17 protein-coding genes are annotated in these 20,132 nt (G+C 68.8%); 14 read left to right on the top strand and 3 right to left on the bottom strand.

Annotated elements, in window-relative coordinates; genetic code table 11:
• The first annotated feature begins 53 nt into the window (after window positions 1-53).
• Both EU805_RS14150 and EU805_RS14145 read left to right on the top strand, forming a co-directional pair.
• Window positions 54-1,502, top strand: coding sequence for an efflux RND transporter periplasmic adaptor subunit (locus tag EU805_RS14150; protein ID WP_129764642.1), 1,449 nt, complete (start codon window positions 54-56; stop codon window positions 1,500-1,502).
• Window positions 1,499-4,873 carry an efflux RND transporter permease subunit gene (locus EU805_RS14145; RefSeq protein ID WP_129764641.1) on the top strand — a complete coding sequence of 1,125 codons (3,375 nt, stop codon included), beginning with the start codon at window positions 1,499-1,501 and terminating at the stop codon, window positions 4,871-4,873. Before EU805_RS14150 ends, EU805_RS14145 begins: the two co-directional genes overlap by 4 nt.
• Window positions 4,874-5,081: 208 nt before the next feature.
• Here EU805_RS14145 and EU805_RS14140 read toward each other — a convergent pair whose 3' ends face one another.
• On the bottom strand, window positions 5,082-5,831 hold the full coding sequence (locus EU805_RS14140; RefSeq protein WP_129764640.1) for a protein-disulfide reductase DsbD domain-containing protein: 750 nt from the start codon (window positions 5,829-5,831) through the stop codon (window positions 5,082-5,084).
• 105 nt (window positions 5,832-5,936) lie between these two features.
• Between EU805_RS14140 and EU805_RS14135 the strand changes: the two genes are divergently transcribed.
• Window positions 5,937-6,497, top strand: coding sequence for a YqgE/AlgH family protein (locus EU805_RS14135; RefSeq protein WP_129764639.1), 561 nt, complete (start codon window positions 5,937-5,939; stop codon window positions 6,495-6,497).
• A gap of 89 nt (window positions 6,498-6,586) precedes the next feature.
• On the opposite strand, the gene EU805_RS14130 is transcribed toward EU805_RS14135, so the two are convergent.
• Complete coding sequence (locus EU805_RS14130) at window positions 6,587-7,144, bottom strand: TlpA disulfide reductase family protein (RefSeq protein WP_129764638.1); 558 nt, start codon at window positions 7,142-7,144, stop codon at window positions 6,587-6,589.
• Between the two features lie 47 nt (window positions 7,145-7,191).
• Here EU805_RS14130 and argH point away from each other — a divergent pair, with 47 nt between their 5' ends.
• The 5 genes from argH to EU805_RS14105 all read left to right on the top strand — a co-directional run bounded on the left by argH (window position 7,192) and on the right by EU805_RS14105 (window position 13,149).
• Window positions 7,192-8,580, top strand: coding sequence for an argininosuccinate lyase (gene argH / locus EU805_RS14125; RefSeq protein ID WP_129764637.1), 1,389 nt, complete (start codon window positions 7,192-7,194; stop codon window positions 8,578-8,580).
• Window positions 8,559-8,783 carry a hypothetical protein gene (locus tag EU805_RS14120; RefSeq protein WP_129764636.1) on the top strand — a complete coding sequence of 75 codons (225 nt, stop codon included), beginning with the start codon at window positions 8,559-8,561 and terminating at the stop codon, window positions 8,781-8,783. Before argH ends, EU805_RS14120 begins: the two co-directional genes overlap by 22 nt.
• A 17-nt stretch (window positions 8,784-8,800) precedes the next feature.
• Window positions 8,801-9,118 carry a DUF2834 domain-containing protein gene (locus EU805_RS14115; RefSeq protein ID WP_129764635.1) on the top strand — a complete coding sequence of 106 codons (318 nt, stop codon included), beginning with the start codon at window positions 8,801-8,803 and terminating at the stop codon, window positions 9,116-9,118.
• A 108-nt stretch (window positions 9,119-9,226) separates the two neighbouring features.
• Window positions 9,227-10,492, top strand: coding sequence for a diaminopimelate decarboxylase (gene lysA / locus EU805_RS14110; RefSeq protein ID WP_129764634.1), 1,266 nt, complete (start codon window positions 9,227-9,229; stop codon window positions 10,490-10,492).
• A gap of 77 nt (window positions 10,493-10,569) precedes the next feature.
• The gene (locus EU805_RS14105; RefSeq protein WP_242494175.1) at window positions 10,570-13,149 is read left to right on the top strand and encodes a TIGR02302 family protein; all 2,580 of its coding nucleotides are present in this window, start codon (window positions 10,570-10,572) and stop codon (window positions 13,147-13,149) included.
• A 145-nt stretch (window positions 13,150-13,294) separates the two neighbouring features.
• Here EU805_RS14105 and EU805_RS14100 read toward each other — a convergent pair whose 3' ends face one another.
• Window positions 13,295-14,356: a zinc-ribbon domain-containing protein gene (locus tag EU805_RS14100; RefSeq protein ID WP_165351959.1), complete on the bottom strand. Its 1,062-nt coding sequence runs from the start codon at window positions 14,354-14,356 to the stop codon at window positions 13,295-13,297.
• A 106-nt stretch (window positions 14,357-14,462) separates the two neighbouring features.
• Here EU805_RS14100 and EU805_RS14095 point away from each other — a divergent pair, with 106 nt between their 5' ends.
• From EU805_RS14095 to EU805_RS14070, 6 genes are all read left to right on the top strand, one after another.
• On the top strand, window positions 14,463-15,134 hold the full coding sequence (locus EU805_RS14095) for a cell division ATP-binding protein FtsE (RefSeq protein WP_129764631.1): 672 nt from the start codon (window positions 14,463-14,465) through the stop codon (window positions 15,132-15,134).
• Complete coding sequence (locus EU805_RS14090; RefSeq protein ID WP_129764630.1) at window positions 15,131-16,033, top strand: ABC transporter permease; 903 nt, start codon at window positions 15,131-15,133, stop codon at window positions 16,031-16,033. The genes EU805_RS14095 and EU805_RS14090 overlap by 4 nt, the downstream gene beginning before the upstream one ends.
• Entirely contained in the window at window positions 16,030-16,803 is a 774-nt protein-coding gene (locus EU805_RS14085) for a 1-acyl-sn-glycerol-3-phosphate acyltransferase (protein ID WP_129764629.1), read from the top strand. Before EU805_RS14090 ends, EU805_RS14085 begins: the two co-directional genes overlap by 4 nt.
• On the top strand, window positions 16,800-17,399 hold the full coding sequence (locus EU805_RS14080) for an MSMEG_1061 family FMN-dependent PPOX-type flavoprotein (RefSeq protein ID WP_129764628.1): 600 nt from the start codon (window positions 16,800-16,802) through the stop codon (window positions 17,397-17,399). The genes EU805_RS14085 and EU805_RS14080 overlap by 4 nt, the downstream gene beginning before the upstream one ends.
• 388 nt (window positions 17,400-17,787) lie before the next feature.
• The gene (locus EU805_RS14075; protein WP_129764627.1) at window positions 17,788-19,086 is read left to right on the top strand and encodes an extracellular solute-binding protein; all 1,299 of its coding nucleotides are present in this window, start codon (window positions 17,788-17,790) and stop codon (window positions 19,084-19,086) included.
• A gap of 127 nt (window positions 19,087-19,213) precedes the next feature.
• Complete coding sequence (locus EU805_RS14070) at window positions 19,214-20,131, top strand: ABC transporter permease subunit (RefSeq protein WP_129764707.1); 918 nt, start codon at window positions 19,214-19,216, stop codon at window positions 20,129-20,131.
• The last annotated feature ends 1 nt before the right edge of the window (window position 20,132 follow it).

Below are 20,132 nucleotides of genomic sequence, written 5' to 3'. Positions count from 1 at the left end.
GGCCCCCGGCCCGGAGGGGCTTAGCTAGATCGGGACCCTGACGAGGATTGCCCATGCGCTTCCTGCGCCGAAGCCTGACCGGAGTGTTCCTGCTCGCCGCCACCCTGGCGCTGCTGGCGGTGGCCATCGGCACGGTGCGCGGTGCGGTCGTGGCAAAGATGAACGAGGAGCCCCGCAGCTTCCCGTCCCGCGAGCGGGTCTTCGCCGTCAACGTGACGGAGGTCGTCCCAAGCACCCTGTCGCCGCAGTTGCGCACGTTCGGAGAGATCCTGAGCCGTCGTACTCTGGACCTGCGCGCGGGCGCGAGCGGCACGGTGCTGGAGGTTTCAGACGCGCTGGTCGACGGCGGCGCGGTGGAGGCCGGCGAGGTTCTGCTGCGGATCGATCCCGCCACGGCGCAGGCCGCCCGCGACCGCACCGCAGCCGATCAGCGCGATGCCCAGGCCGAGGTGCGCGACGCGGATCGCGGGCTGGAGCTGGCCCGCGACGAGCTTGCGGCTGCGGAGGCGCAGGTGAGCCTGCGCCAGACCAGCCTGGACCGGGCGCGCGACCTGGCCGACCGTGGCGTCGGCACCCAGTCGAGCGTCGAGGAAGCCGAGCTCGCCCTGTCCTCGGCGCAGGGCAGCGTGCTGACCCGCCGGCAGGCGCTCGCCAGTGCCGAGGCGCGGATCGACGCTGCGGCCACGGCGCTCGACAGGGCGCGGATCGACCTGACGGAGGCCGACCGCACGCTGCAGGACACCACCGTCGAGGCGCCCTTCGCCGGGATCCTGTCCGAGGTGGCCATCGCGGAAGGAACCCGGGTGACAGCGAACGAACAGCTCGCCGTCCTGCTGGATCCCGACCTGCTGGACGTGTCCTTCCGGGTCTCGACCGCGCAGTTCGCGCGGCTGGTGGCCGGGGCGGGTGGCATCGAGGGGCTGCCGGTGCGCGTCTCGCTGGGTGGCGGCGACGAGGTGACCGCGGAGGGCCGGATCGACCGGGTCGGCGGCGCCGTGGGCGAAGGTCAGACCGGGCGGCTTCTGTTCGCGACCCTCGACGGGGCGGCGGCCCTGCGTCCCGGCGATTTCGTGACCGTCGTGGTCGAGGAACCCAGCCTCGACGACGTGGCCCGCGTGCCCGCGACGGCGGTCGCGGCCGACGAGACGGTGCTGGTCGTGGGAGAGGGAGACCGGCTGGAAAGCCGCCAGACCCGCATCCTGCGCCGGCAGGGCGACGACGTGCTGATCGCGGCTGAGGACCTGGCCGGCGCGCGGATCGTGTCGGAACGCTCGCCCCTGCTGGGCGCCGGGATCGGCGTCCGTCCCCTGTCCGAGGATGGCACGCCGGCAGAGCCGGACCCGCCCGTGGCGCTGGACGACGAACGGCGCGCGGCACTCAAGTCGCTGGTCGAGGGCAGCGAGATGCCCGAGGCGGTGAAGACGCGGCTGCTTGCACAGCTCGACGCGCCCGAAGTTCCGGCGGAGACGATCGCCCGCATCGAGGGCACCGCGGGCGGATGAACGCGGGCGGTCTTCTGTCCTATTTCGTGCGTCACCGCACCATCGCGAATTTGCTTCTCGTCCTGATGCTGGCCGCCGGCGTCTTCGCCTGGCCTAACATGCGCGCGCAGTATTTCCCCGACGTGGTCGTGGACGGCATGACCGTCAGCGTCGCCTGGGACGGTGCCGGGGCGGAGTCTGTCGACGAAGGCATCGTCCAGATCCTGGGCCCCGCGCTGCTGGCGGTCGAGGGGGTGACGGACAGCCAGTCGACCTCCTCGGAAGGTTCCGCCCGGATCCGTCTCGACTTCGCGCCGGGCACCGATATCGACCGGGCGGCGGAGGACGTGCAACTGGCCATCGACGGCGTGTCCGGCCTGCCCGAGAATGCCGAGGAACCCAACGTGCGGCGCGGCGGCTGGTCGGACCGGGTGACCGACGTGGTGCTGACGGGGCCCGTCAGCGTCGCGCAACTGGGCCGCTTCGCCGACGAGATGGTCGTACGCCTTTTCGAGGCCGGTGTGACGCAGGCCAGCGTCGAGGGGATCGCCGCCCCCTCCACGATCGTCGAGGTGCCGCAGATCAGCCTGATCGAGCACGACATAGGCCTGTCGGACATCGCCGCCCGCCTCGGCGAAGAGGCGACCGGCAGTCCCGCGGGCGATGTCTCCGGCGCCGCGCGGCTGCGCACCGGTGTGGCCAAGCGCTCGGCGGAAGAGATCGAGGCCATCGCCCTGCGCGCCGAACCCGACGGGTCGACCCTGACCGTGGGCGACGTGGCCCAGGTGCGGGTCGAAGGGGCCGACCGCAGTCGCGCCTACTTCGTGGGCGACAACCCGGCGGTGCAGATCAGCGTGACGCGCAGTGCCGACGGCGACGCCATCGGCCTGCAGCGCGCGGTCGAGGAGGTCGCGGCCGAGTTGCAGGCGATTTTGCCCGCCGGCACCACGATCGACCTGATCAACACCCGGGCCGACCAGATCACAGGCCGGCTGGACCTTCTGTTCGAGAACGGGCTGATGGGGCTCGGTCTCGTGGTGCTGCTGCTTTTCGTCTTCCTCAATGCGCGCACCGCCTTCTGGGTCGCGATGGGGATCCCCGCGGCGATGCTCGCGGCGATCTTCCTGATGTACCTGACCGGTGTCACGATCAACATGATCTCGCTCTTCGCGCTCATTCTGACGCTGGGCATCGTGGTGGACGACGCCATCGTGGTGGGCGAACACGCCGACTACCGTGCCCGCGAACTGGGCGAGCCGCCCAAGGTCGCCGCCGAGAACGCCGCGAAACGCATGTTCAGCCCCGTCTTCTCGGCCACGTTGACGACGGTGATCGCCTTCTTCGGCTTGGTGGCGGTGGGCGGACGCTTCGGGGATCTGATCGCGGACATCCCGTTCACGGTGATCGTGGTGCTCATCGCCTCGCTGGCGGAATGTTTCCTGATCCTGCCGCACCACCTGAGCCATTCCATCGGGCCATCCTCCGGCCAGGCCTGGTACGACGCGCCCAGCCGGGCGGTGAACCGCGGGTTCTCCTGGTTCAGCGACCGGATCTTCCGCCCGCTCATGGCGCTGATCATCCGCGCGCGCTATCCCGTCTTCGCGGGCGTCGTGGCTATCCTGGGCAGCCAGATCGCGCTCTTTATCAGCGGGGACGTGCAGTGGCGCTTCTTCTCGCAGCCCGAGCAGGGAGAGGTCACGGGCAACTTCGCGATGCTGCCCGCCGCCACCCGCAGCGACACGGTCGAGATGCTGCGCGAGATGCAGCGCGCGGTGGAGGCCACCGCCGCTTCCTTCGAAGAAGAGACCGGGGCCAATCCCGTTACCTACGTGATCGCGGAGATCGGCGGTTCCGCAGGGCGGGGCATCGCGGGGGCCGACCAGAAGGAGCCCGACCAGCTGGGCGCCGTCAGCATCAGCCTGACGGATGCGGACAGCCGGCCCTTCAGTTCGTCCGACTTCGTCTCTCGCCTGCAGGAAACCTACGTCCAGCACCCCCTGGCCGAGACGGTCAGCTTCCGGCGTTGGGGCGGCGGGCCGGGGGGCGACGGGCTCGACATCCAGATCTTCGGCGCAGACGCGGTCACGCTGAAATCCGCGGCCGAGGCGCTGAAGACGGAGCTTGCACAGTTCCCCGAGGTCAGCGGGCTGGAGGATACGCTGGCTTACGACAAGGAGGAGCTCTCGCTGGAATTGACGCCGCAGGGTCAGGCGCTGGGGCTGAACATCGACACGCTGGGCCGCACCCTGCGCAACCGGCTGGGCGGGATCGAGGCGGCGAGTTTTCCCGATGGCGTGCGCTCTGCCACGATCCGGGTGGAACTGCCCGAGGACGAGCTGTCGGCGGATTTCCTCGACCGGACGCAGGTCCGCACGGAAGCGGGCGTCTACGTGCCGCTGGCCGACGTGGTCTCGGTCACGAGCCGCACCGGATTCTCGACCGTCCAGCGCGAGAACGGGGTTCCGCTTCTGAGCGTGATCGGCGATCTCGCCGACGAGGACGCCGCCCGCGCGACGGCGGTGAAGGAAACCATCAACGACACGATCCTGCCCCGGATCCAGGAGCGGTTCGGCGTGCAGACGCAGCTTTCGGGGTTGAGCGAGCAGGAGGACGCGTTCCTGACCGATGCGCGCAATGCGCTCATCATGGTGCTGGCGGGGATCTACCTGAGCCTTGCCTGGATCTTCGGAAGCTGGACCCGGCCGCTCGTGGTGATGGCGATCGTGCCGTTCGGCCTGGTGGGCACGATCTACGGCCACTGGGCCTGGGACATTCCGATGAGCCTGTTCACCGTGATCGGCATGATCGGGATGGTGGGGATCATCATCAATGATTCCATCGTGCTGGTGACGACCGTCGACGAATTCGCGCGGGACCGCGGCCTCGTGCCTGCGATCATCGATGGCGCGGTGAATCGCCTGCGGCCCGTGCTGCTGACCACGCTGACAACCGTGCTGGGCCTGGCACCGTTGCTTTACGAAGGGTCGACGCAGGCCGAGTTTCTCAAGCCGACTGTGGTGACGCTGGTCTACGGGCTTGGGTTCGGGATGGTGCTGGTGCTGGTCGTCGTGCCATCGCTGATGGCGATGCAGGCGGATGTCGCGCGCCAGGTCACCGCGGCCCGCCGGGGGCTGCGCGCGCGTCATTCCGGCATGGCACGCCCCGCGCGGATCGGGGCGGCCTGGGTCCTGGCCGCCTTCGCCGCCACGCTCGTCCCGGTCCTGATCACCGGCGCGGCCTGGCCGTTCGTCGCGGATCTGGCGCCGATCCTCTCGGGCGTATGGCCGGCCCTTGCGGCGTTCCTTGCGCTGTCGGGGGCGGGGCTGGTCGCGATCTATGCCGTGGCGCTGGTGGGATTCGGGTTGCGCAGAGGGTCGCGCACGGCCGGCTGAGCGGGGCGCGCGGCTGCGGTGCGCATCGCGGCGGCGGTGGTCCGGGCGGAACCTGCAAGACGCCTCGCCGGCGGGACAGGTATTTTTGGGCTAGAAGAAGCAGGGGGGCGGCGCGTCGCGGCCCGAAGGGCGTTGCGATGACGCTGGGCGCCGGGGGCGCGAGTCTTGATCGAAGGGGACCGCCTCTCGTGCGTGGAGAAGGCGGGCCTCAGGTGCCGGTGCAGCCGATGATCTCGGTCGCGCGGTCGCGTCCCAGAAGGGTGAACCGCAGGCCGCTGCGATCCAGCGCGAAGGCATCGGCGCCGCGCTTCAGCCTGGCGGTGGCGACCAGGCGATCTCCGGTCCGGTCGATCTGCGGCTCCGAGACCCAGATGGCAGGATCGGCGGTCTCGATGACGAGCGCCTCGGGCGCGCCGGTCGAGGGGGTTTGCAAGGTCGCGGTCAGGCGCAAACCGTCAGTGTCGGAGGCGACCTCGCAAACGGCGGTGCCACGGGGCTGCGGCTGGTCGAGAAGCGCCCCCAGGATCGCCGGATCCGGCGGGCCGGGCGCGCCGAGGTCCGCCGCGAACGGCAGTTCCACCGGGACGCAGACGTCGTGGCAGATGCCGATGTCCATGGTGCCCGAAAGTCGTGTCGTGCCCGCGGGCAGTTCGACCGGAAGGGTCAAACGCTCGGCATAGCCGATCGAGCGCATGCCGTTCTGGTCGAACGCACGCGGCGTCGGCCAATGAATTCGGGCGCCGGGTGCCCCCTCCACGGTGATCAGCGGCGGGATCCCGGCGTCGCCCGGGGCACGCCAGTAGGTTTTCCACCCCGGCGGCAGGTCGAGCCGCAAGGCCGCCATGCGGGTGCCCTCCGCGGTCTGGTAGCCGGGCAGGATCGTCAGCCGCGTCTCGACCGTCTGGGCGGAGACGGCGCTGGTGACGAGCAGGGCGAAGAGGATCGACAGGTACTTCATGGCGTTCCTCGTGCCGTATCCGGGTGCTGTGGGGAAGAGGGCGCGCGCGATCTCGCAGGGACGTGACCGGTTGCACCGCACCGCCGCTGCGCGCATGATCCGCGCATGTCCGATACGCTTTCCCTCACAGGCCGCCTTCTGATCGCCATGCCCGACATGGACGATCCGCGATTCGCACGTTCGGTCGTGTTCCTGTGCGAACATTCCGACGACGGCGCGATGGGGCTGATCGTGAACAAGCCTCTGGACGGGGTGAACTTCGCGGCCGTGCTCGAACAGATGGAGATCACGCCCGGCGCCCCGCGCGACGTGGCCGTGCGCTTCGGCGGCCCGGTGGAGCGCCAGCGCGGGTTCGTGTTGCACGGGGACGATTACACCTCTGCCCAAAGTACCGCGCGGATCGCGCCCGGGTTTTGCCTGACCGCGACCCGCGACGTGCTGGAGGCGCTGGGCGAGGGGGCAGGGCCCGCATCCTGCGTCCTGACGCTGGGCTATGCGGGCTGGGCGGAGGGACAGCTGGAGCGCGAGATCGCCGCCAACGGCTGGCTGGTGGGCGACGCCGATCCCGCGCTGGTCTTCGGCGAGGCGCGGGCGATGTGGTCGGGCGCCTTGGCCCGGCTGGGCATAAATCCCCTGCTGCTGTCGGCGGAGGCGGGCCGCGCCTGAGGCGCAGTCCCAGCGCCGCGGCTTGGGGGAGGAGCCTGCGGGACGTCTTGCCGGGGGGATGCTTTCAGAACGGAGGGGCGCTGGATGCCTCAACCGTCGGCCAAGGCGGTGACGATGGCGCGGGCGCTGTCCGAGGACCAATCGGCCTCGCCCAGCAGGCGCGCGACCTCGCGTCCTTCGGGGTCGATCAGCAAGGTGGCGGGCAGGCCCAGAACGCCGAGGCTGCGGGCCATGCTCTGGTCGGGATCGCGGGCCTTGGGCAGGTTGGTGACGCCGATCTCCTGAAAGAAGCGGTCCATCGCGGCGGAATCGTTGCGGCCCGTGGCGACGGTGAGGACGGTGGCGGTATCGCCAAGGTCATCCTGCAATTGGGCGAGGTGCGGCATCTCCACCCGGCAGGGCGCGCACCAGGTGGCCCAGAAGTTCAGCACCACCGGCGTGCCGGCGTAATCTGCCAGAGTAACCTCGGTTCCGTCCTCGGTCTGGAAGGTTATGGCCGGAACCTCGGCGCCGTCCGACCAGGTGAGCTTGCGCATGTCACCGGTCGCGAGCGCCTGCAGGTCCGCGGTGTCGACCGGTTCGGCCGCCTGGCCGCCCGGTGACAGGGTCAGCGCCGCCAGCGCGATTGCAAGCGCGGCAGCGCCCATGTAGATCAACCGTGATTTCCGCAACGCCAACCTGGGTCCCTTCCGCCATGACCGACCACGCCAACACCATGTGGGGCGGCCGTTTCGCCGCCGGCCCCGACGCGATCATGGAGGCGATCAACGCCTCGATCGACTACGACCGCCGTCTTGCCCCGCAGGACATCGAAGGCAGCCGCGCCCATGCGGCGATGCTGGCCGCGACCGGCATCATCTCTGATAACGATGCCGAGGCGATCCGGGAAGGCCTTCTCACGGTTCTGTCAGAGATCGAGGGCGGGGATTTCCGGTTTTCCGCGGCGCTCGAGGACATCCACATGAACGTGGAGGCCCGCCTGAAGGAGATCCTGGGCGAGGCCGCGGGGCGTCTGCACACGGCGCGGTCGCGCAACGACCAGGTGGCGGTCGATTTCAGGCTTTGGGTGCGCGACCAGTGCGACGCCGCGGATGCCGCGCTGAAGGCGGTGCAGCAAGCGTTGCTGGGCCAGGCGGAGGCCGGGGCGGACTGGGTCATGCCGGGGTTCACGCACCTTCAGGTGGCGCAGCCCGTGACCTGGGGCCACCACATGCTGGCCTACGTCGAGATGCTGGGCCGGGACCGCGCGCGGTTCGCGGACGCGCGCCGCCGGATGAACCTCTCGCCCCTGGGGGCAGCGGCGCTGGCGGGGACGTCCTTCCCGATCGACCGGCATATGACGGCAGAGGCGCTGGGCTTCGACGGGCCGATGGCCAACAGCCTCGATGCGGTGTCGGACCGGGATTTCGCGCTGGAGTTCCTTGGCGCGGCAACCATCTGCGCGCTGCACCTGAGCCGGCTGGCGGAGGAGCTGGTGATCTGGTCCTCGGCCCAGTTCCGCTTCGTGAAGATGTCGGACAAATGGTCGACGGGATCCAGCATCATGCCGCAAAAGCGCAACCCCGACGCGGCAGAGCTGCTGCGCGCCAAGATCGGGCGGATCTTCGGGGCGAACGTGGCGCTGGTGACGGTCATGAAGGGTCTGCCGCTGGCCTATTCCAAGGACATGCAGGAAGACAAGGAGCAGGTCTTCGACGCCGCGGACAACCTGATGCTGAGCCTGGCCGCGATGGCGGGCATGGTGGGTGACATGACCGCCAACCGCGAGGCGCTGCGGGCGGCCGCCGCGACCGGCTTTTCGACGGCGACGGACCTGGCCGACTGGCTGGTGCGAGAGCTGGGCTTGCCGTTCCGCGAGGCGCACCACGTGACGGGCTCCCTGGTCGCGATGGCTGAAAGCGAGGGCTGCGACCTGCCCGACCTGAGCCTTGCGCAGATGCAGTCGGTGCACGATGGTATTCGTCAGGACGTCTTCGACGTGCTGGGGGTCGAGAATTCGGTGGCCTCCCGCACGAGCTTCGGGGGCACCGCTCCGGTCCGGGTGAGGGAGGCGATCGCGGCATGGAAAGAGCATTTGGCCTGACACTGGCGCTGGCGCTGCTGAGCGCCTGCGGCGTGCAGGGCGATCCGCAGGCGCGGACGCCCGTGGTCGCTCCCAGCATCGGCGTAGGGGCGGGGGGCGTGTCGCCCGCGGTCAGCGTCTCGGACGGGGTGGGGCGCGTGGCGATCGGACCCGGCGGCCTGCGGCTGGGTGCTGCGGGCATCCCGTTGAGCATCGGGCGATGACGCACCTGCTGCGGGACATGACGCCTCTGCGTTGGCTTTGGGCCGCGCTGGCGGTCTGGGGGGCGGTGCATCCGATGGCCTGGTTCATCGCCTGGTTCCGGACCGAGGGCTGGTCGCTCGGCGGCATGATAGATGCCTGGTACGTGAACGCGGCCACCACGGGCCTGACCTGGGATCTGACCATCGCGGCGATCACCCTGACCCTGTGGGTCCTGGTGGAGGTCGCGGTGCGGCGCAACTGGGAAGCCTTGCTCGCGATCCCGGCCACCTTCTGCATCGGGGTGAGCTGCGGGTTGCCGCTTTACCTGTTTTTGCGCGCAAGGCCCGTCCGCTGACGCGGTGCGGCATGGTGGTTCCGGGCGCGACGGCACGCCGCCCGCGGTCCCATTGCGCCCCGCCCGGGATTTGCTAAGAGGGCGCTGACTGAAGGGCGGGGGCGCGCGATGGACCATTTTCTCTACCGCGACGGCGAGTTGCATGCCGAGGACGTGCCCTTGCGGGATATTGCCCAAGCCGTCGGCACGCCGTTCTACGTCTATTCCAGCGCGACCCTCCTGCGGCATTTCCGGCTTTTCGATGCGGCTCTGGAGGGTATGGACCACCTCGTTTGCTACGCGATGAAGGCGTTGTCGAACCAGGCGGTCATCCAGCTTCTGGGGGATGCGGGTGCCGGCATGGACGTGGTGTCCGAAGGCGAATATTGCCGCGCCCGGGCGGCGGGCATCCCCGGCGACCGGATCGTCTTCTCCGGCGTGGGCAAGACGAAGGGCGAGATGCGCACGGCCCTGACGGGGGGCATTCGCCAATTCAACGTCGAGAGCGAGCCCGAGATGGAGGCGCTGTCCGAGGTCGCCGTCTCGCTCGGCCTGCGGGCGCCGATCACGATCCGCGTAAATCCGGACGTGGACGCGCGCACTCATGCCAAGATCGCCACCGGCAAGTCCGAGAACAAGTTCGGCATCCCCATCGACCGCGCCCGCGACGTCTATGCCCATGCCGCGCGCCTGCCGGGGATCGAGGTCATCGGCATCGATGTGCATATCGGCAGCCAGTTGACCGAGCTGGAGCCCTTTCGCGCCGCCTACGGCAAGGTGGCGGACCTGACCGAGGCCCTACGCGCGGACGGGCACGACATCAGGCGCCTCGACCTCGGTGGCGGTCTTGGCATTCCCTACGCCACCGGCAACGCCAACCCGCCCTTGCCCAGCGATTACGGCGCGCTCATCCGTGAAAGCGTCGGCCACCTGGGCTGCGAGATCGAGATCGAGCCGGGCCGCCTGATCGCGGGCAACGCGGGCCTTCTCGTCAGCGAGGTGATCTACGTCAAGCAGGGCGCGGACCGCCAGTTCCTGATCCTGGACGCGGCGATGAACGATCTGATCCGCCCCGCGATGTACGACGCGCACCACGATATCGTGCCCCTGGTCGAGCCCGCGCCGGGGGCCGAACGCGCGACCTATGACGTGGTCGGGCCGGTCTGCGAAAGCGGTGACACATTCGCCCGCGGGCGCGAGATGGCGCAGGTGGGCCCGGGGGACGTCGTGGCTTTCCGCTCGGCGGGGGCTTACGGCGCCGTGATGAGCAGCGAGTACAACTCCCGCCCGATGGTGCCGGAGGTGCTGGTGCAGCGCGATCAATTCGCGGTTATCCGGGCGCGTCCCACCTTTGACGAAATGATCGCGCGCGATACACTTCCCGCATGGTTGTGACCCGCACGGCCTGATCCAGCGCCGGAGGACCGGGCCTGACCCATCCGAACGACGATCTGCCGCACCTGAAACGGCCCGTGTCGCTGACGCGCGCGGGACTGGTGGCCGAACGCGCGACCCGCGCATTCTGGCCGTTGTGCACGGTGGTCTTCGTCGTCCTCGCGCCCTTGATGTTCGGCTGGCAGGACCGCTGGCCGCTGGAGGTCTTCTGGACCTTCGCCATCGCATCCCTCGTCGCGATCTGCGCCACGGTGATCTGGGGCGCGCGCCGGTTCCGCTGGCCCAGCCGGGCCGAGGCCACGGCCCGTCTGGACGCCAGCCTGCCCGGTCGCCCCATCGCGGCCCTCTCGGATCGCCAGGCCATCGGGTCGGGCGACGCGGATTCGGAAGCCGTCTGGCAGGCCCACGTGGCCCGGATGCGCCGCGCCTCCGAAGGGGCGCGGGCCGTGCCGGGCGATCTGCGCGTCAGCCGGAACGATCCCTATGGGTTGCGCTTCATCGCCCTGCTGTTCTTCGTCTGCGCGCTGCTCTTCGGCTCCGTGCTGCGGATCGGCAGCGTCGCCACCATCGCGCAAGGTGGCGAGGCGCTGGCGACCGGTCCCGTCTGGGAAGGCTGGATCGCGCCGCCCGCCTATACCGGCAAGCCGACGCTCTACCTTGCCGACCAGCCGCCGGGTCCGCTGGCCGTGCCGGCGGGGTCGGACATCACCCTGCGGCTTTACGGCGAGGTCGGCGCGCTGACCGTGACCGAGACCGTGTCGGATCGCACCGAGGAGATTCCCCCCGCCTCTGAGCCGCAGCAAAGCTTCACGGTGGCCTCTCCGGGTATCCTCTCGATCGACGGGCCCGGCGGCGCGGCCTGGCAGATCGAGGTGATCGCCGATGCCGCCCCCGAGGTCGCGCTTTCGGGCGAGATCGAGGCCGACGCCATGGGCGAGTTGAGCCAGCCCTTCACCGCCTCGGACGATTACGGGGTGGAAACCGGAGTCGCGACCATAGCGCTCGACCTCGACGCGGTGGAGCGCAGCTACGGGCTGGCGGTCGCGCCGGACCCGGTGGAGCCGCTGGTGCTGGACCTGCCGATGCCCTTCGGCGGCGACCGCGCCGAGTTCGAGGAAGCGCTGATCGACAACCTGTCCCAGCATCCGCTCGCGAACCTGCCGGTGACGCTGACGTTGACGGTGACGGACGCCGCGGGCAACGAAGGCTCCAGTGCTGCGACACCGCTGACCTTGCCGGGGCGCCGGTTCTTCCAGCCGATGGCCCGCGCCGTGATCGAACAGCGCCGCGACCTGATGTGGAGCCACGACAACGGCCCCCGCGTCGCCCGCGTGCTGCGGTCCATCAGCTACCTGCCAGAGGATATCTTCACCAACGATACGACCTACCTGCGACTGCGCCAGATCATCCGGCGGCTGGAATCGTTCAACGAGTCCGGTCTTTCGGAAGAGAACGAGGCGGAGCTGGTGCAGGCGATGTGGGATCTTGCGATCCAGCTGGAGGACGGCACGCTGGCCGACGCCCGCGAACGCCTGCGCCGGGCGCAGGAGCGGCTGGAAGAGGCGATGCGTAACGGTGCCTCGGAGGCGGAGATCGCGGAGCTGATGGACGAGCTGCGCGCCGCTACCGACGACTACATGCAGATGCTGGCCGACCAGATGGAGCCGGGCGAGGATGGCACCGACCAGCCCGACATGTCCGAGAACTCGACCGAGATGAGCCAGGATCAGCTGCAGGCGATGATGGACCGCATCGAGGAGCTGATGCAGGAAGGGCGCATGGCCGAGGCGCAGGCGCTGATGGAACAGCTCAACCAGATGCTCGAGAACATGCGTATCACGCAAGGTGACGGGCAGGGTGACGGGCCGCGCACGCCCGGTGAGCAGTCGATGCAGGATCTGGCCGACACGTTGCGCGAGCAGCAGGAGCTGTCGGACGACGCATTCCGCGACCTGCAGCGCCAGCGCCGTCCGGAGCAGGGCCAACAGCCCGGCCAGCAAGGACAGCAGCCCGGACAGCCGGGCCAGGGGCAGCAAGGACAGCAGCCCGGACAGCAACCGGGGCAGGGCCAGCAGCCGGGGCAACCGGGCGCGCCAGGCCAGCCCGGCGGCGAACCGCAAGAGGGTCAGGGCGGTCCGGGCCAGCCCGGGCAGGACGGCGAAAGCCTCGCCCAACGTCAACAAGCCCTGCGTGACGAGTTGAACCGCCAGCGCGGGCAGATTCCCGGCATCGGCGGCGAGGAAGGGGACCGGGCGGGCCGCAGCCTCGACCGGGCCGAAGGGGCGATGGACCGCGCCGAGGACGCCTTGCGCGACGGTGATCTGGGCGGGGCGATCGACCGGCAGGCCGAAGCGCTCGACGCGTTGCGAGACGGGATGCGCGCGCTGGGAGAGGCCTTGGCCGAAAACGACCAGCAACCCGGCCAGGGCCAGGCCGAAGGCGAGGCGCGCGGCGACGTCCAGCCCTCCCGCCGCGATCCGCTGGGCCGTCAGCTGGGCAATTCGGGTCAGTTCGGCAGCGACGAGAACATGCTGCAAGGCGAAGACACCTACCGCCGGGCGGAGGATCTCCTCAACGAACTCCGCCGCCGCTCGGGAGAGCAGGACCGCCCGCAGGTCGAGCGGGATTATCTCAACCGGTTGCTGGATCGGTTCTAGGGCCGCTCACGAAAGGCCGCGGGGCCGGCCATTGTCCGGGCCGTGATAAACACCGTCGGGGAAAACGGTCTGTAAGAGCGTGAAAACCGGTGCGCCTTGTGTTCCGTACCCGGCCAATGGCGGGACGGCACGCGGCGAAGGCCCCTCAGCCCGCGTTGAGAAGATCCGCCAGCGCGCGGGCCTGTGCGTCGAGCCAGAGACGCGCCACATCCACGACATCGACGTAACCGTCCAGCGGATCCGCGAGCGCGGGCAGGGACTGACCGATCTCGTCGGCCATCGCGTAGACCAGCATCGCCAGCACGATCAACCCCAGCACGGTCAGGAACCCGCCGCGCCGCGATCTGGTCTTCGCGTGATCGTCATAAAGGTCGGGGTCGGTGACGCGATGCGTATCGAGCGAGGAGTTGATCTCCTCGATGTCGGGAAAGACGTCGCCGCGGCTTTTCCCGGTCGCCACCTCGGGCGTGCTGCGCGGACGATCGGCGCGCGCCTCGGCCCGGCGGGGTTCGACCGGTGCCGCGGGCGGCGGGTCGAGGGCCAGGTCGCCCTGCTCTTCGAAGGGGTCGGCGGCCCCGGCCTCGGCCCGGCGCGCGGCTTCTTCGCGCGCGGCCTCTTCGCGCAGGATCTCGGCGATGGACGAATCGAGCGTGCGGCGCGACGACTGGACGGCGGGCGGGGTCGGGCCGTCCTCGGTCGCTTCTGCCGTGGTATCGATGCCGGCGGATGCCGCCACGGGCGCGGGCTCGGGGGATGGGACATCCGCCGCGCGGTCTGCGCCGGTCGCCGTATCATCATCGCCCGAGGGCTCGACCGGGGTTACGGCGCGCCTTTTGACCGAAATCGTCGGGCGGCGGCTGACCGTCGGCCCCGGTTCGGGTGAATCGTCTGGCGACGCGGCACTTTCAGGACCGAAGGCCGCCGTGGGGTTGGCCTCGACCTCTGCCGCTGCCTTCGCGCCGCTCGGCGGCGTGTCGTGCTCGGCGGGTGGGGCGCTTGGGTCCGCCGTCGCCGTGTCCTCGGCCAAGGGACGGGTCGGTTCCTCGAACCAGATGTGGGCGCAGTTGGAACATTGCACGTCTCGCCCGGTGTCGGGGATCGCGCTGGCCTCGATCTCGTAGGTTGCGCCGCAATTGGGGCAGATCAACCGGATGCTCGCCATGGTGGACCTCTCGATACGCCGCCCGACCCGGACCGACTGGGACAAGACTAGCCTTGCCGAACCTCGCGGGAAAGGGAGCGGCGCGGTTTGCATTGTAACCTGTTGCAGATTTAGGCAAAACAGGGCGACCGAAAACGAGGCGGGGCCGTCGGTGATCGAACTAGAGGACGTATCCTACGCCTACGGGGGCGACACGCTGTTCGCGGACCTGTCGCTTTCGGTGCAACCGGGGTCCTTCCTGTTTCTCACCGGGCCGTCCGGGGCAGGCAAGACCACGCTGCTGAAGCTGATCTACGGAGATCTTCTGGCGACGTCGGGACGGGTGGCCCTCTTCGGTCAGGACGCAGCGGAGATGAGCCGCGACCAGATGGCGCTCACGCGGCGTCGGATCGGCGTGGTGCACCAGGATTGCCAGTTCCTCGACCATCTGCCCGTGGCCGAGAACGTGGCGCTGCCGTTGCAGGTCTCCGGCCGGGCCGACGAGGCGGCGCAGAACCTCGACGATCTGATCGGCTGGGTCGGCCTGACGCGGCAGGCGAACCAGACGCCGCCGCAGCTTTCCGGCGGGGAGCGCCAGCGCGCGGCCCTGGCGCGCGCGGTCATCACGTCGCCCGACGTGATCGTGGCCGACGAGCCCACCGGCAACGTCGACTGGGAGATGTCGCAGCGGCTGCTGACCTTGCTGGTGGAACTCAACCGCATGGGCAAGACGGTGCTGATCGCGACCCACGATCTGAACCTGATCCGCGCGGCCAAGTCGCAGGTGAACGCACAGCTTCTGCGATTGACGCGGGGACGGCTGGAGTCGGGGGTGACGTTGTGACCGGACGGTTGTCTGCGCTCTGGACCCTGCTGCGCGGCGACGGCCAGGCGGATCGCGCGGTTCCGCCCTCCGGGTTCACGGCACGCCTGACGGTGTTCACTGCCGCCGCGATGGCCTTTCTCGCGGTCTTCGCACTTGCGTTCTCGGTCTCTTCCGGGCGGCTGGCGGACCGCTGGGCGCAGGAACTGGCGCGCACCTCGACGTTGCGCATCTCCGCCCCCGCGGTGGAGGTGGAGGCGCAGACCGCCGCTGCCCTGCAGGTGCTCGAGCAGACCCCCGGCATCGCCGAGGCGCGGGCGCTGACCGAAGCCGAGGAGCAGGCGCTGCTGGAACCGTGGTTCGGCCCGGACCTGCCGCTCGACGCGCTGCCGATGCCGCAACTGATCGAGATCGTCGAGACCGAGGCGGGTTACGACGCCACCGGTCTGCGCGCGCGCCTGCAGGCCGAGGTGCCCGGCGCCGTCCTCGACGATCACACCCGCTGGCGCGATCCGCTGGTCGACGCGGCCAACCGGCTGCGCACGCTGGGCTGGGCGGCCCTGCTGCTGATCCTGGGCGCGCTGGCGGCCATGGTCACGCTGGCCGCGCAATCGGCGCTGTCGGCCAATGCGCAGGTCATCCGAGTGCTGCGACTGGTGGGGGCGCGCGACAGCTACATCGCGCGGGCCTTCGTGCGCCGCTTCACCCTGCGGGCCGCCGCCGGTGCCGTCGCCGGAACCGCGGCGGGGATGGCCTGTATCCTGCTCATTCCCGAAGGGCCGGCGGACGGTTTCCTGACCGGGCTTGGCTTCACGGGCCCGGGCTGGCTGGTGCCGCTGCTGATCCCGGTCCTGTGTGCCGTCATCGCCTTTCTCGCCACGCGGCTTGCGGCCAACGCCACCTTGAGGTCCCATCTATGAGATATGCACTGCAGTGGATGCGCTCGCTCGTGTTCAGCGCCGTATCCTACCTTCTGATGGCGGTGATGGGGATCGTGTTCCTGCCCTATGCCTTGCTGCACGCCGACGGGGCGCGCAACACCTGCCAATGGTATGCCCGCGCGGTGATGTGGATGGCGGGCTGGATGATCGGCCTGCGGTTCGAGTTTCGCGGCACGCCGCCTACCACCGGCTGCATGATCGCGGCCAAGCACCAGAGCTTCATGGACGTGATGGCGATCTACCAGGTCCTGCCGCGACCGCGGTTCATCATGAAGCGCCTGCTGCTCTACGCGCCGGTGCTGGGGTTCTTTGCCTATCGCGCGGGCTGCATCCCCGTCGATCGCGGCAAGAAATCCCAGGCGATCAAGGACATGCTGGCGCGGGTGAAGGCGGGCGATGCCCTGCCGGGGCAGCTTTGCATCTATCCGCAGGGCACCCGCGTCGCCCCCGGCGTCATGGCTCCTTACAAGAAGGGGACGGCCGCGCTCTACATGGACATGAACCAGCCTTGCGTGCCGGTCGCCACCAACGTGGGCGTCTTCTGGCCCAAGCGCGGCATCTACCGCAAGCCCGGGCGCGCCGTCTTCGAGTTCTGCGATCCGATCGCCCCGGGACTGACCTCGCGCGTCTTCCTGCAGCAGCTCGAAGAGGTGATCGAGACCCGCTCGAACGCCTTGGCGCGCGAAGCGGGCCTGATGCTGACACGGCGCCCGCCCGACCCGCCGGAGATGGAAGGACCGCCCGTATGACACCGCTGAGCGTGGACGACCTCGATGCGCTTTACGGCGCGCCCAGCGAGAGATCGCTGACCAAGGTGCAGGATCACCTGACACCCTCCTACCGGGCGTGGATCGCCAAGTCGCGCTTCGTCGTCGTCTCGACCGTCGGGCCGGAGGGGACCGATGGATCGCCACGCGGGGATGCGGGGCCGGTGGTTCGGATCGCCGACGACAGGACCGTGCTGCTGCCCGACTGGAAGGGCAACAACCGGCTCGACAGCTTGCGCAACATCGCGCGCGACGGGCGGGTCAGCCTGATGTTCATGGTGCCCGGCAGCACCAGCGTGGTGCGCGTGAACGGCACCGGGATCGTCACGACGGATGCCGACACGGTCCAGGGTTTCAGCCAGTCCGGCAAGCACCCCCTCAGCGTGGTCGTGGTTTCGGTTCACGAGGTCTACTTCCAGTGCGCCAAGGCGATTATGCGCGCCGATCTCTGGACCGGCGAGGACCGATCGAACGGTCTGCCCACGGCGGGCGAGCTGCTGCGCGAGGCGGACGGCGAAACCGATGCACGCGCCTACGACGCGGACTACCCGGACTACGCACGCACGCGCATGTGGTGAGAAGGGGCGTGCCCCCGCCCCGAGAGACCAACGCGGGACCGGTTCGAAGGGTCGTCCAAGGAAGTCACGGGCGCACCGGGGCTTCTCGCATGAAACGACACTGCCTGCGGGTCACGCGGTTTTCCCGTGCACGTGACTTGCGGTCTCGACCCCTCCGGCACGGGTCGCACGCACGGGATGGATCTGTGAAAGCGGCCCGAATCTCGGCGATTTCATCCGTTTTGACGTCGCGGCGACCCATGAGGGGGTGGCAGAATGCAGTCGTCAAAACCCCGTCTCGCTTGACGCCGCGGCAGCCGGGCTGGTTGTTACAAGGCATTCACGAAAGCGAGAGAAATCCGTTACATTCCCGCCATAGGAGAGCCTCGAGCAACACAACGAGGGTCTCATGATCAAAACGACGAGCATCGCGATCGGTTCCATCCTGACCGCAACGACGGCAATGGCCGCCACGGACATCAGCTGGTGGCACGGCATGGGCGGCCGCAACGGCGAGGTCATCAACGAGATCTCGCAGCAGTTCAACGACGCGCAGGACCAGTGCAACCTGACGCCGATCTCCCGCGGAACCTACGAGGAAGCGCTGTCCTCCGGCATCGCCGCCTTCCGCTCGGGCGAGCAGCCCAACATCCTGCAGGTCTTCGACGCCGGTGCGGCGACGATCATCTCGGCCGAGGGCGCGACCATCGCCGCCGAGGATTTGATCCTGGAAGCCGGTGAATCCTTCGACCGCGAGGCCTTCATCCCCGGCGTGCGCGGCTTCTATGCCGACTCGGACGGCAAGTTCATCGGCATGCCCTTCAACTCGTCGGCGCCGATCATGTACTACAACACCGCCGCCTTCGAAGAGGCCGGCGTGCAGCCGCCCGAGACCTGGGAAGAGTTCGAAGAGATCGCGCCCGCGCTGAAAGAGGCCGGCTACCTGCCGCTGACCGCCTCGCAGTTGACCTGGATGATGGTCGAGAACTTCAAGTCGCGTAACAACCTGCAGTTCGCGAGCAACAACAACGGCTACGACGCCATCGACGGGACCGAGATCATGGTCACCGACGAAGAGCAGGTGATGATGTTCGAGAAGCTGAAGGAATGGGCCGACGACGGTCTCTTCGGTTTCTACGGTGCAGGCTGGGGCGACAACCTGCGTCCCTTTGAGGAAGGCGAAAGCGCCATGTGGATCGGCTCGTCGGGTTCGTTCGGCGGTCTCCAGCAGTCGATGTCGGACGACTTCTCGGCCGTGTTCATGCCCTACTGGGACGGCATCGAGGGCGCGGGCACGCAAAGCTTCATCGGCGGTGCGGCGCTCTTCGCGATGGCGGGCCACCCCGAGGAAGAGAACACCTGCACCGCGCAGTTCTTCACCTTCCTGACCTCGCCCGAGGTGCAGGTCTACTACCACAAGAACACGGGCTACGTGCCGATCACCGAAGCCGCCTACGAGATGGCGCGCGACGAGGGCTACTACGAGGAGCAGCCCGTCGCCGAAATCGGCATCCAGCAGTTGCAGCTGGACGGCGGCGAATGGACCAGCGGTTACCGGATGGGCTTCTACCCGCAGATCCGCACCGTGATGGAGCGCGAGTTCAACCGCATCTTCTCGGACGAGGTCGAGGTGAGCGAAGCCTTTGAGATCATCGAGACCGAGGGCAACGAGCTGCTGGAGCGTTTCGGCCGCACCGCGTCGAACTGATCCGACCGCCATACCGGGACGGAGCGGTCGCCGCTCCGTCCCTTCTTTCGTTCCGAAGTTCGGGAAATTCCACGTGACCCTCACCCATCCCTCCGTTTCGGTGCCGCGCCGGCCCTTCGCGCGGCTCATGCGCGGCCTGGCCGCGATCGGCGCTTCGGAGCCGCAGAAGCGCGTCCAGTTCGACCGTCCGCTGACGCCCTGGCTGTTCCTCGCGCCGCAACTCGCCGTCGTCGTGATCTTTTTCTACTGGCCCTCGGTCGAGGCGGTCCTGTCGTCGTTCTACATCGAGGATCCCTTCGGCTTCGGTGCGACCTTCGTGGGAATGGAGAACTATTCCGACGCGCTGACCAACGCGCGCTACCAGGCGACCGCGGCCTTCACCGCGTTCTTCTGCGTCGTGGTCACCGCGCTGTCGCTGGGGATCGGGCTGCTGCTGGCGGTGAAGGCCGACAAGGTGATCCGCGGGGCAGGGCCCTATAAGACGGTTCTGATCTCGGTCTATGCCATCGCGCCGCCCGTGGCGGGACTGATCGGGATGATGATCTTCGACCAGCACATCGGGCCGATCACCGAGCTCTTCGCCTTTTTCGGCCACGACCTGCGGGTCGGCGTGAACTACTGGGACACCGCCATCGCGGTCATCACGATCTCGGTCTGGAAACAGATCCCCTACAACTTCATCTTCTTCCTGTCGGGGTTGCAGACCGTGCCCGTGTCGGTGCGCGAGGCGGCGCTGATCGACGCCCGCTCGGGCTGGCGGCGGTTCCGCGACATCGTGCTGCCGCTGCTGGCGCCGACCGCGTTCTTCCTGCTGATCATCAACATCACCTACGCGATGTTCGACACCTTCGCGATCTTCGACGTGGTGGTGAAGGACAAGCCCGCGAACAACCCGATGACGCTGGTCTACAAGGTCTACCTCGACGGGTTCAAAGGCAACGACATCGGCGGATCCTCGGCGCAATCGGTGATCCTGATGGTGGTGGTGGCGGCGCTGACCGTGGTGCAGTTCCGCTTCCTCGAACGCCGCGTCCATTACGGGTGAG

This window comes from Salipiger sp. IMCC34102, from assembly GCF_004145405.1.
In the GTDB taxonomy this organism is placed as follows: domain Bacteria; phylum Pseudomonadota; class Alphaproteobacteria; order Rhodobacterales; family Rhodobacteraceae; genus Loktanella.
This window is presented reverse-complemented; position numbering and strand designations above follow the sequence as displayed.

What these genes read in the sequence shown, in the direction of transcription:
- EU805_RS14150 (WP_129764642.1), top strand. Translation starts at nt 54, where the DNA reads ATGCGCTTCCTGCGCCGAAGCCTGACCGGAGTGTTCCTGCTCGCCGCC.
- EU805_RS14145 (WP_129764641.1), top strand. Translation starts at nt 1,499, where the DNA reads ATGAACGCGGGCGGTCTTCTGTCCTATTTCGTGCGTCACCGCACCATC.
- EU805_RS14140 (WP_129764640.1), bottom strand. Translation starts at nt 5,831, where the DNA reads ATGAAGTACCTGTCGATCCTCTTCGCCCTGCTCGTCACCAGCGCCGTC.
- EU805_RS14135 (WP_129764639.1), top strand. Translation starts at nt 5,937, where the DNA reads ATGTCCGATACGCTTTCCCTCACAGGCCGCCTTCTGATCGCCATGCCC.
- EU805_RS14130 (WP_129764638.1), bottom strand. Translation starts at nt 7,144, where the DNA reads ATGGGCGCTGCCGCGCTTGCAATCGCGCTGGCGGCGCTGACCCTGTCA.
- argH (WP_129764637.1), top strand. Translation starts at nt 7,192, where the DNA reads ATGACCGACCACGCCAACACCATGTGGGGCGGCCGTTTCGCCGCCGGC.
- EU805_RS14120 (WP_129764636.1), top strand. Translation starts at nt 8,559, where the DNA reads ATGGAAAGAGCATTTGGCCTGACACTGGCGCTGGCGCTGCTGAGCGCC.
- EU805_RS14115 (WP_129764635.1), top strand. Translation starts at nt 8,801, where the DNA reads ATGACGCCTCTGCGTTGGCTTTGGGCCGCGCTGGCGGTCTGGGGGGCG.
- lysA (WP_129764634.1), top strand. Translation starts at nt 9,227, where the DNA reads ATGGACCATTTTCTCTACCGCGACGGCGAGTTGCATGCCGAGGACGTG.
- EU805_RS14085 (WP_129764629.1), top strand. Translation starts at nt 16,030, where the DNA reads ATGAGATATGCACTGCAGTGGATGCGCTCGCTCGTGTTCAGCGCCGTA.
- EU805_RS14080 (WP_129764628.1), top strand. Translation starts at nt 16,800, where the DNA reads ATGACACCGCTGAGCGTGGACGACCTCGATGCGCTTTACGGCGCGCCC.
- EU805_RS14075 (WP_129764627.1), top strand. Translation starts at nt 17,788, where the DNA reads ATGATCAAAACGACGAGCATCGCGATCGGTTCCATCCTGACCGCAACG.
- EU805_RS14070 (WP_129764707.1), top strand. Translation starts at nt 19,214, where the DNA reads ATGCGCGGCCTGGCCGCGATCGGCGCTTCGGAGCCGCAGAAGCGCGTC.